This window comes from Microcystis sp. CS-574, assembly GCF_028329095.1.
Taxonomy (GTDB): Bacteria; Cyanobacteriota; Cyanobacteriia; order Cyanobacteriales; family Microcystaceae; genus Microcystis; species Microcystis ichthyoblabe_A.
In genome coordinates, this window is sequence record NZ_JAQMSY010000036.1 from 1 (window position 1) to 11411 (window position 11411).

Annotated in this window: 7 protein-coding genes; 3 read left to right on the top strand and 4 right to left on the bottom strand. The window is 46.8% G+C overall.

Features of this window, described 5'->3' with window-relative positions:
- Window positions 1-432 precede the first annotated feature (432 nt).
- The 3 genes from PN470_RS02740 to PN470_RS02750 all read right to left on the bottom strand — a co-directional run bounded on the left by PN470_RS02740 (window position 433) and on the right by PN470_RS02750 (window position 5332).
- A complete protein-coding gene (locus PN470_RS02740) occupies window positions 433-690 on the bottom strand; it encodes a hypothetical protein (protein WP_272103585.1) in 258 nt (85 codons plus the stop codon).
- Window positions 691-975: 285 nt separating this feature from the next.
- The gene (locus PN470_RS02745; RefSeq protein WP_272103587.1) at window positions 976-2484 is read right to left on the bottom strand and encodes an HMA2 domain-containing protein; all 1509 of its coding nucleotides are present in this window, start codon (window positions 2482-2484) and stop codon (window positions 976-978) included.
- A 625-nt stretch (window positions 2485-3109) separates the two neighbouring features.
- Window positions 3110-5332 carry a molybdopterin oxidoreductase family protein gene (locus PN470_RS02750; protein ID WP_272103589.1) on the bottom strand — a complete coding sequence of 741 codons (2223 nt, stop codon included), beginning with the start codon at window positions 5330-5332 and terminating at the stop codon, window positions 3110-3112.
- A 242-nt stretch (window positions 5333-5574) separates the two neighbouring features.
- On the opposite strand from PN470_RS02750, the gene PN470_RS02755 reads away from it, so the two are divergent.
- Window positions 5575-7539 carry a DNA polymerase III subunit gamma/tau gene (locus PN470_RS02755; protein ID WP_271938095.1) on the top strand — a complete coding sequence of 655 codons (1965 nt, stop codon included), beginning with the start codon at window positions 5575-5577 and terminating at the stop codon, window positions 7537-7539.
- A gap of 87 nt (window positions 7540-7626) precedes the next feature.
- Window positions 7627-7950 (top strand): Grx4 family monothiol glutaredoxin, encoded by a 324-nt coding sequence (gene grxD, locus PN470_RS02760; RefSeq protein WP_002739803.1) that lies wholly within the window; start codon window positions 7627-7629, stop codon window positions 7948-7950.
- A gap of 463 nt (window positions 7951-8413) precedes the next feature.
- Here grxD and PN470_RS02765 read toward each other — a convergent pair whose 3' ends face one another.
- Complete coding sequence (locus PN470_RS02765; protein ID WP_272103591.1) at window positions 8414-10153, bottom strand: mechanosensitive ion channel family protein; 1740 nt, start codon at window positions 10151-10153, stop codon at window positions 8414-8416.
- Between the two features lie 182 nt (window positions 10154-10335).
- On the opposite strand from PN470_RS02765, the gene lipA reads away from it, so the two are divergent.
- Window positions 10336-11235 carry a lipoyl synthase gene (gene lipA, locus PN470_RS02770; protein ID WP_103111402.1) on the top strand — a complete coding sequence of 300 codons (900 nt, stop codon included), beginning with the start codon at window positions 10336-10338 and terminating at the stop codon, window positions 11233-11235.
- Window positions 11236-11411 lie beyond the last annotated feature (176 nt).

The following is an 11411-nucleotide window of genomic DNA, read 5'->3' on the forward strand; positions in this document are numbered from 1 at the left end:
AGCAGGAAAAATCGGCAACAGGGGAGAAGTCATGACATTAACTGCAAAGGTTTATTGCTAACAGTTTTAGCCCAACAATCCCCAATTTTTCAAGGGTGCTATCACAAAAATTAACATTTATTACAAGAAAACGGGTTTCTCAAAGAAACCCGTTTTCTAGATATTGATTTTAGCCAAAGAATGTAAAAACGCTTCAAAATACTCGCCTAATGCTTCTTTCCAGGGTTCATCATAATTGGCGGTTTCTGATGTCATGTTTATTAAGATGATTTATTTAATATAATAGCCTTTTTCGTTTATGAGTAATTTCTGGAAGTCCCTAGCCAAAATAAATAAGACCCTAAACTATCTCCCTGTAACGCATTAAAAAAACGTTCATTTGCTGTGACCACTTGACAGCTTTTATTCACTGCTAAAGCCAGATAAACACAATCATAAACCACCTGTTGTATTCTCACAGCAATCTGTACTATCACTAAAAATCCACCCCGAATAGTGTTGATGTATCTCTTCAAAAATTCGCATCGATTCAGCATGAGTGCGTGTCTGAGTTGTAGTTTTATCTAAGCTTGGTGCTGGTTTAAACGTTACTGTCACCTCTAAATCAGTTTCTTTAACTTCCACGGGAATATCTAAATGCAATATTCGGTCTTCACCCAGATGAGAACGTAATTTAACTTGCTGTATCATAGTTATTTCCTTTCCTTTTTTAGTGAGTAATCGACAGTAAACCTCTTGCTACTATAATAAGTAGTCATGCAAAATAAATTTCCTAGTGAAGACAGGCAAGAGGCAATAGGCAAGAGGCAAAAGCTTTATCGAAATGTGTAATTAATTTTGCTTAGGTACTTAGCTATTTATGTCATTTGAGCGCGAACCACTTGACACTGCGACTCTTTTGTGCAGACAATCGCCAATTTTTCAAGACCCCTGTAACAAAAATTAACATTTATTGCAAGAAAACGGGTTTCTTTCTCAAAGAAACCCGTTTTCTAAGAGGTTAGGCTTCGGGGAGCGCAGGCTGTTCAGTTCTGCGAGGATGGCTGAACTGCCGTTGATTGCGGCGGCTGCCACCGGGTTGAGTCCCCAAAATGCCCCGACTGCCACCACTAACAGGTTGGGCAGAGTAGCGATCGCCAAACTCTTGTATGCAGTGGCAAGGGTATGCCGGGCCAGGGCAAAGGTGTAGCCAAGGGGCTGGAGATCCTGGCTGTGCAAGATGACATCGGCGGCCGCTGCAAAATCCCCTCTCCCTAGAGAAATGACCACCTGATCCTCCTGGGCAGCCAAGCAATCACTACCACTGTCGGTTATCCAAGCCACCCGCTTACCTTGGCGGAGCAACTGTTCTTGGAGTCCCTCAACAGCAGCCGCATCGGTGGCGAAGTAGATGCACTGAGAAGGGATGCCCCAACTCACCAGCAGCTCCGGGGTAATCAAGTCCTGGAAACTTTCGCGAGTAAAGGCCAGAGTATCCACCTGAGCCAGCTTTTCCAGTACCCTGGCATTGCGGATATAAACGCCTTGTCGCGCTGCCGCCGTCAGGGACGAAACCACTGCCAAGGGAGTAACGCCCCGCAGAGAAACCCCGATGTCAAGGGGTAACAGCGCACTCGCACGCCCCAAGTCTCCCGTCAGGATTGCCCAAGTGCCACTCAGGAACAAAGTGGGTAGGATCGCTCCTTGGGCGACGGGTTTGAGGTTCTGGAGTAGTTCGGTTTTTTCGACGGAATCTAGCCACCCTTCTCGATCTGCCTCGGGAACGGGAGCGAACCGCTGCCGGTCAGAGAGCCAGTGGATTTCTGCGTCTTCTTGCTCGAACAGCAGGTATAGCTCGTCTTCTAGCTGTTGGAGCTTGCTCCGGCGCAGGCTCTCTCCCACTGCTGCCAGATTGAGGGCGAGTGCGCCAGCGATGTTGTTACCTTGCAGCAGTTGGTAACTCAACCAGAGGGCATCGAGGCAGTCTATTGTCACTTGTCCCTGCTGGGTGAGGGCTTGGCTAACCCTCTGCCAGAGAGGAATTGAAGCCGCAAGGACAATTCCTCCCACAATCGAGAAGGGCAGTTCTAGGGGAGCAGCAGCGATCGCCACAGCCAGGGTTAAGGCCGGCATCCCTAAAGTTGGCCAAGTCCCCTGATTTCTAGCCCCGACTTTCTCGCTTGCATCTGGCTCTCTTTCTAGGCCGGCCGCTAGGATGGCCGCTTGCAAGTAATTCAGGAGGGCCGTTGCTGACAGCATTTCCGCCTGGTAGGAGACAATCAGGGAGCAGGCTGCGGCATTGATGCGGCTCTCGCTGATAGCAGTGGTTCTCAGCAGCGATCGCTGCAAGCGTCTGGCAAATTCGTCATCCCAATTGAGGCGGGGAATGCGAATTCGCAGCCGTCCCGGAATTTGATGGGCGACTTGCCAATCTACCCACTCAGGGGGTGCTGGGGAATTTGCTGCCGCTTGAACTGGCGCGGGAGTCAGAGTTGTTGTCGTCATGGTGAGGTGATTCAAGAGGGGCTACCGACTGGCAGCGGGACGAACAAGACATTCAACAGCAGGCTGACAGCAGTGACGCAGATGATACCAGTTTTCGACTTCCATCTAAAAATCGAAGGCTCTTCTAGGTTCTGTGTGATTAGTTTAACTTACTATATGATCGATCGATCTTTGTGTCCTTTGTGTCTTTGTGGTTCGTTCCACCCCCTCGCTCTTGAGAAATGTATCCTAGAATACATTTTACCCACCAAACCTAGGAGAGCCAATCGAAAGAAAAGTATCAACCGATTATACCATAAAAAAGTTATGAAAGAAGTGCATTCAGCTAATCTAAGGATAGGCGGTTAAAATGCGTCTTGGCTTAATAGCAATAGACATCTTGTAAAAATCAAAAATTGTTGTTGGGGTTAGGAGTCAGTAGCCAGTAGTGAGTAGTCAGGAGAATTAAGAATGAATAATAATCAGTTAAATGGTCTATTTACAGACTTTATGCCATTTAATCCTTATTTTTGACGTTTTTGAACCCTGAAAAATTAATTATGCAAGAGGTTTTTAAACACAAACTACCTATCAGATTGTGGAGAATTGGTATTACAAAAGTAACCAAAGGGAAAGCCAAATTTGATTAGGGAGTTGCCAGAAATTGACTGGGAGATAATTCGGCATTAACTAAAGACTTCAACGGGATTAATTTGACAGCACAAGCTTTTAATTCTGGTTGCAGGGAAATCGGACAAGCGGCCGGATGGGTGAGACTATTGGCCTCAGAATTTTCTGCCCATAGGGCCCCCCAGTGCATCGGCACAAAGACACAATTAGGAGCAATTGCTTTGGTAATTAAAGCCGGAAAACGGGCAGAACCGCGACGAGAACGCACCTCCAACCATTCCCCAGCTTCTATGCCCAATTTTGCCGCATCTTGGGGATGAATTTCCAGAAAAGGTGCGGGGTGCATTTTGACAATTTTCTCGATGCGGCCGGTGCGAGTTTGGGTGTGCCAGTGACCGTACAAACGCCCCACGGTCAACACTAGGGGATAATCATCGTCGGGGGGTTCCGCTAGACCTTTACTGTGGTAGGCGGCGAAAACAGCACGACCATCGGCAGTATTAAATTTACCATCGGTATAAAGGCGTTTTGCGGCTGTTTTTTCGCTTTTATCGTGATCTTTAACTAAATTACCCGGTAATTCCCCAGAATTAGCGGTTTTAGGGGCGGAAATTTCATCGATGGAATTGGGCCACGGTCGGGGGGTCTCGGCCAAGCGCTCATAATTAATCCCTGTCATATCACAAGGACGTTTATATGTCAAGCGGGCAAACTCGGAATATACCTCGGCCGAATCCTGAAAATTAAATTGTGCCTGAAACCCCAAACGGCGACCAACTTCGGCAAAAATTTGCCAATCGGCCTTAGCTTGACCGACGGGAGGGCGAAAAGCCTTATTTAAAGTCACCATGCGCTCAGAATTGGTCATTGTTCCCGTTTTTTCGCCCCATTGGGCTGCTGGCAGTAATAAATGGGCATAGGCGCTGGTTTCCGTGGGATAGTAGGCATCCTGATGGATAGTAAAAGGTGATTTTAACAGGGCCGCCTTGGTGCGTTCTAGATCAGGCATACTAACGGCCGGATTAGTGGCGGCAATCCAAAGAAGTTTGACATCTCCCGTCTCCAAACCAGTAATCATACTCCAAGCATCGCGACCGGGGACCGGAGAAATCTGACCAGCAGGTAAACCCCAAGCTTGTTCCACTTCGGCCCGGTGTTGGGGATTTTTGACGGAACGATAACCGGGGAGAAGATGGCAGAGGCCGCCAGCTTCCCGTCCTCCCATGGCGTTGGGTTGTCCCGTTAGGGAAAAAGGACCGGCCCCGGGCTTACCGATATTAGCCGTCATTAGGTGTAAATTGATTAAAGTGCGGGCTTTGGCCGTGCCTTCGCTGGATTGATTGATACCCATCGACCAGAGGGAAAGCACTCTTTTCGATTCGGCCCAGTAGCGGGCAGCCTGTTCTAAATCCTCAATGGGGATACCGCATTTAGGGGCGACGATTTCGGGGGGATAATGGCGGATAATTTCGGCGTATTTGGGGAAATCTCGGGTACATTTATCGATAAAATAGGTATCGATCGCACCCCAATTCAGTAACAGGTGAGCAATACCGTTAAATAGGTCAATATCGGTCCCCGGGTTAATGGCGAGGTGGAGATTAGCGGCCTCGGCGGTTTTTGTCCTGCGGGGATCAACGACGATTAATTTCGCTTCTTTGTTACCTTTGAGATACTTGTGCAGACGGTTAAAGATGATGGGGTGACATTCGGCCGTATTTGTCCCCACCAGAAAGGCACAATCGGTTAATTCTAGGTCATCGTAACAGCAGGGGGGACCGTCGGAGCCGAAACTGTCCCGATAAGCGGCCACGGCCGAGGACATACAAAGACGGGAATTAGCATCAAAGTTATTGACTCCCAGACAGCCCTTGACCAGTTTTTGGGCGATGTAGTAATCTTCGGTGTGAAATTGTCCCGAACCGTATAGACAGATACTTTCCTTTTCCCCCTGAGCGATTAGAGTTTGGATACGGTTAACGATGCGATCGAGGGCCTCTTCCCAAGTACAAAGACGGAATTGCTCTTGGAGAGAATCGCGAATCATCGGGGTTTTGAGGCGATTTTTATCGATTGATTCCGCTACGGTGGCCCCTTTAACACAGACCATACCTTGACTGGAGGGGTGGGACTTGTCCCCGAAGACTTTCCATGCTTGTCCGGCCGACGCGGGGGGGGTGACTGTCAAACCACAACCTACTCCACAGTAAGGACATTGGGTTTTTGTAGATTCAGTCATAAGCAGTTGGTCTGATTGGTGGCGCTGTCTTTAGGCATACTAAGATAGTCGTCAGGTTTTCTCGGCAAAATTGTAGTTATTAATACAATTTATTAGAAGCCTTGGCCAAATTGCCATTTTTATGATGCAAATCGCGCATTACAACTGGCTAGATAAAAAGCATACACTTGTTCTCGTGTTGAAAAAGAATCGGCATAGGATAATAGTAGTCTCTAGGGTGGGGAAAAAGTTTTCAGCCAGTCATGACCTACGAACCTCTACATCATAAGTATCGTCCCCAAACCTTTGCCGATTTGGTGGGACAATCAGCGATCGCCACGACCCTGAGTAATGCCTTAATCAGTGAGCGAATCGCTCCTGCATACCTATTTACCGGACCCAGAGGCACGGGGAAAACCTCCTCGGCGCGAATTTTAGCCAAATCCCTCAACTGTCTGTCTAGTGACCATCCGACACCGATTCCCTGCGGTAAATGTTCCGTCTGTCAAGCGATCGCCAATGGTTCGGCCCTAGACGTGATCGAAATTGATGCCGCTAGTAATACCGGTGTGGATAACATTCGGGAAATTATCGAGCGATCGCAATTTGCCCCCGTCCAATGTCGTTATAAAGTCTATGTCATCGATGAATGCCATATGCTCAGTACGGCGGCCTTTAATGCTTTGCTGAAAACTCTGGAAGAACCGCCAGATCGAGTGATTTTCGTGCTTGCTACCACTGATCCTCAGCGTGTCTTACCTACCATCATCTCCCGTTGTCAACGCTTTGATTATCGCCGTATTGCTCTCGATGCGATGGTGGCACACCTGCAAAAAATCGCCCAAATAGAAGCGATCGATATTAACCTAGAAGCATTAACCCTAGTGGCTCAGATCGCTAACGGTGGTTTACGCGATGCCGAAAGTCTTCTTGATCAATTAAGTTTACTCGCAGGAACGATTACAGCCGAGCGAGTCTGGGATTTAGTCGGTGCAGTCCCCGAAAGAGACCTTTTAACCCTACTTAAAGTCATTCATAGCAATATTCCCGATCAAGTTATCGAACAATGTCGCCATCTGATGAATCGCGGGAAGGAACCTTTAATCGTCTTGCAAAATCTAGCGGGATTCTATTTAAACCTACTTTTAGCCAAAACCGCCCCTAATCGTCCAGAAATGGTGGCTGTCACTGCTCCCACTTGGCAGGATTTGTGTAAGGAAGCGCGTACTTGGTCTTTAGAGGAAATTCTCCGCGGTCAACAACTGCTTAAAGACAGCGAAACACAACTAAAAAACACCACTCAACCCCGTCTCTGGTTAGAAGTCACTCTATTAGGACTGTTACCGCAAGCACAGGTGATTCCGCTAGTTGCCACGGTAGCGCCTTCCCGTCCCCAAACCAGCGCCGAGAGGCCTCCGGAAGTGATCACAGCGCCGGCGCCGGTTAATGAACCGATAAAACCGCCAGTTATCACCCCGACAACTAGCGTCGCAGTGCCGAAAACTGAGGTTAAAACTGTTGCCAGTGATGACAATCATGAACAAATTTGGCAGCAGGTTTTAGAAGTAATGGAACCCCCCACTACTCGCACTCTCCTACGTCAGCATGGCAGTCTTTTTAATATGGAAGAATCGAGTGCTTATTTAAGCATATCTTCGGAACAATTATTAAAAATGGCCCGGCTACGCTTGACTAATATTGAGTCAGCTTTCGAGGCAGTTTTTCAGCGCCGGATTAAAGTTCATTTACAGGTAGGTTCCGCCACTGCTGCCATGGTTGCGGAAGTTTCCCAATCCCCAGCAGCTAAGATACTACCACCACCAGAAACCGCACCAACCCCACCAATAACTCCCGAAAATAAAGTTATGACCGCGGTGGATATTCTCCCGGTCAAAGAAGCAATTATCGAAAAAAAAGAAGCAAAGTTCACCGCGTCGGGAACCCCAAAAACTTCTAGCACAGAACTGCCCCAAAAAATCTTAAGTTTTGATTCATCTTTAGAGACATTAGATCAAGATGTCGATGTTAGCGAAATTTTGGCAGCCGCTCAAAAGTTAGCGAAATCTTTTGATGGTGAACTGGTCAATATGGGTTATTCAGTGCCAGAAAATTCGGCCGCAGAAACTAAAGTTAATAAGTCTCTGGAAAATATGACTATCGTGCGCGGGAGACCTGATGTTAACGAAATTTTAGATAGTTTGGAGGAGGACGAAGACCTGCCTTTTTAAAGCTATCTCAACGGCTTGTGCTAAACTAATAGGATATGCCACGTCTCAGGATTGGCTATTCTTGCTCAAATTCTAGCTACTAGACCTATGACACCCGAAACTAAGGCCAGAATCGATCAATTAATCCAGAATAACAAAGTTCTTGTGTTCATGAAGGGCAATAAATTAATGCCTCAGTGTGGTTTCTCGAATAACGTCATACAAATTCTCAATATTCTGGGGGTTTCCTACGAAACTGTCGATATTCTCCAAGATCAGGAGTTAAGACAAGGAGTTAAGGAGTATTCCAATTGGCCGACTATTCCCCAAGTCTATATCAACGGTCAGTTTATTGGCGGTTCCGACATTATGATCGAACTCTATCAAAATGGGGAACTACAACAAATAGTCGAGGTAGCCTTAGCTTCCTAAAAATTTTCTAGGTTAGGTTAGCTATCCTAACCTAGTTTAAACCTACCAAACAGTGATCAGTGATCAGTAATCAGTGAAAAGACGGCAATTTTTTACTTAGGGTTTGCGACAAAAAGTACGGGCGAAGCATTCGGGCAATAAGGGACTTGCGTGGGAATAATATCCCAATCGATCGGAGGGCGCAAGCTTTGCGCCCCTACAGTAACGGATTTTGTCCACAATGTAGGGGCGAACTGCGTTCGCCCAAAAGGTACATTATCAAAGCGCAAGTCCCTAACCTATCGGTGAAACCGTAGATTTTCTATCCGAATGCTTCGCCCCTACAGGACGCGGAGTGATAACTGCACTGATAACAAATCCGTTTTTAATAGTGTGATTAACTCTCAAGTTATGAATTGTTTCTCCCTTATCCCCACACCCCACTCTCCTATACCTTTTAAACAGGATTTAGTATCACTCCCCTTTAAAACTGTCCCTTGAATTCCTCTCTATCTTGTGCTATCAGGAAACTTTGTTGGGGGATACCGATGTGAATTCCCTTCTCCTCAAAAGCAATTTTTAGACGACGACGATACTCTCTTTCTATGTCCCATTGTCGTAATCTTTTGACGACAATTCTGAGCATAATTTCCATCCCCGTGTGAGAAACCCGACTAACACCAGCAACCTGCACAGGATTGATGATATCTTCTTGCCATTGTGGATCTACAGCCATATTTTCAGCGATCGCTGCCATTAAAGCGATCGCCAGATCTGGCTCGGTCTGATAGGCGACTTCGATGGTAAAATCGACCCGCGCCCAATCTTTACTGAGGTTGTGTGCGGTGATAATTTGGTTATGGGCAATAGTGATTAAACGTCCGTCGGCGGCCCGCAATTGAGTCGCTCGCAAACTCATATTTTCCACCAAACCAATAAACTCCTGAAACTGGACCATATCACCGACGGTGTATTGATCTTCAAAGACAATCAGAAAACCGTTAATCCAATCTTTTAAAAGATCCTGAAAGGCAAAGGTGAGCAATGCTCCCACTAAACCGGCTCCCGTGAGTAAAAAGGCGAAAGAAAGACCCATCCAAGCCAAAAAACCAAAAATTCCCAGAAAAATAGCGATAAATGTGATAATTTCTCGCCAAACCTCCAATAAAGTGGGAGCGCGCAGAATCCTCCTTTCCAAATTTTCGGAAAACACCGCTCCTTCCTCTACCCACTCGCGTAGCCGAAAATTAACGTACAGATTAACCATATTGCTCACTGATGTCAGCAGCAACCAGATAATAAAAATCCGCAAAGGAATACGAATTATTCCGCGTCCTTCTAGCCTAGTTTCAGGAAATACATACAAAATCGCCGCTATTCCGCCAAACCAAAGCAGTATCAGTCCAATAAGAGCCAGTCTTTTCCAGAGAATATTTAGCGTTAGTTGTCGCTGAATATCAGCCTGTTGACGGAAATTAGAGGAATCTCCTAGAGCGGCTAAAATCGGCTCTTGGGAGCGATCTTTTCTGGGGGGGGAATTTATGGGTAAATTTTGATCGGATTGCCTTTTAGCTTGTTTTTTGAGGAGATTAAAGCGATTTCTTAGGTGTTTCTGCCACCAAATTGATACCCAGCTTAAGAAAGTTAGCCCCAAAATAATTATAGTGGCAGTAATTACCTGTTGCCGACGAGGGGCGGGCTGACGTTCTTGCCAAGCTTGGAGCAAAGCTGTTTGGATGATTTTAACCCATCTGTCCGCTAAATCGCCAACCGAAGAAGAATCGATCAGGGCATCAACTTCTGTTACTGTCAGAATTACCTGTTGCGGTAACTTCTGGTTATCCTTGGCCACAATCACGGTTAAATTATTGAGAGTCGCCGTACTTACTTGCAGGGTTGTCGGATCGAAACCCCGATTGATAATATTATTTAAGCCCCTCTCAATGCGCCTAGCCCGTCTTTCTACCGGGGAGAGTTCCCGGGACTCAGAAGCGGTAAAATCTTGGGAGGCAATCTGAAATAAGGCAAATCCATCTAGATGCACGGAAGCATATTCTATATCCCCGGCTACAAAAATCCTTGTACCCGTGGGAGATACAAATGGAACTAGAAAATTTTGGCCTAGGGATGGCAGGGAATTAAAAACAAATATACTAATTAACAGGCAGCTCGCCAATCCTTGAAGGACCAGATTGAAAAATTTTCCCCGTTGCCGTCGTCCCATTGCCCAAGTTTCCTTTTTGATTAACAATGATCTTGACTCGCTTTCTCAGCTTATGGCAGTTATCTTTATGGTGAGATCAAAAGTTTTCGTTTTGGGGAGTCGGTCGTCTCTCTCCCTTCTCCCTTCTCCCCAGTGATAACTGATAACTGGAATCCCCAACCCCCAACATTAGTTAACTTCTCATGTCCAATATACCCCCACAGTGGCGCGAGGAAATTACGTCTTTACCCGCTTGGTTACGGCGTTCACTCGGCAAATCTAGCGAAATTTCCACGGTTCAGCGCATTATCAAACAAAGGAACATTCATACTATCTGCGAGGAGGGTCGCTGTCCCAATCGCGGCGAATGTTATGCCCAAGGTACGGCGACTTTTTTGTTGATGGGTCCCACCTGTACCCGGTCCTGTGCTTTTTGTCAAGTGGATAAGGGTCATGCACCCATGCCTCTCGATGTGGAGGAACCGCAAAAAGTGGCGGAAGCGGTGCAATTGTTAAATTTAAGTTACGTTGTCTTGACTTCTGTAGCCAGAGATGATATGGAAGACGGCGGAGCCAGTTGGTTCGTGCGGACGATGACAGCCATTCGCGAACTCAATCCCCACACTTTAATTGAGGTGTTAACCCCGGATTTTGCTGGAGGCAAGGGAAGTCAACAGGAACGGGTGGCGACGGTGGTAGGGGCAAAACCTGCCTGTTACAATCACAATATCGAGACGGTGCGCCGTTTGCAAGGACCGGTTAGACGCGGGGCTAAATACGATCGCTCTTTGGCGGTTTTGCGTTATGTTAAGGAAATCGATCGCTCAATTCCGACGAAATCCGGCTTAATGGTCGGTCACGGTGAGACAAAAGAGGAAATTATCGAGACTTTGGCAGATTTACGCGCGATCGACTGCGATCGAGTTACTATTGGTCAATATATGCGTCCTTCTCTGGAACATTTGCTCGTACAGAAATATTGGACTCCCTCAGAATTTAGCGAGTTGGGAGAAATTGCCCAAAAAATGGGGTTTTCTCAGGTTAGATCTGGCCCCCTAGTCCGCAGTTCCTATCATGCGGGAGAGGAAATCAGTTATCAGTGATCAGTTATCAGTTATCAGTGATCAGTTATCAGATGTAAGTAGCTGGTTATAATTAAATTAAAAATGGATTTTAGGTTCGATCCCCCCTGCCCCCCTTGATAAGGGGGGTGCCGATCCCCCCTTAGTCCCCCCTTTAATCCCCCCTTAATAAGGGGGGCATCTGACAACTTTTAACG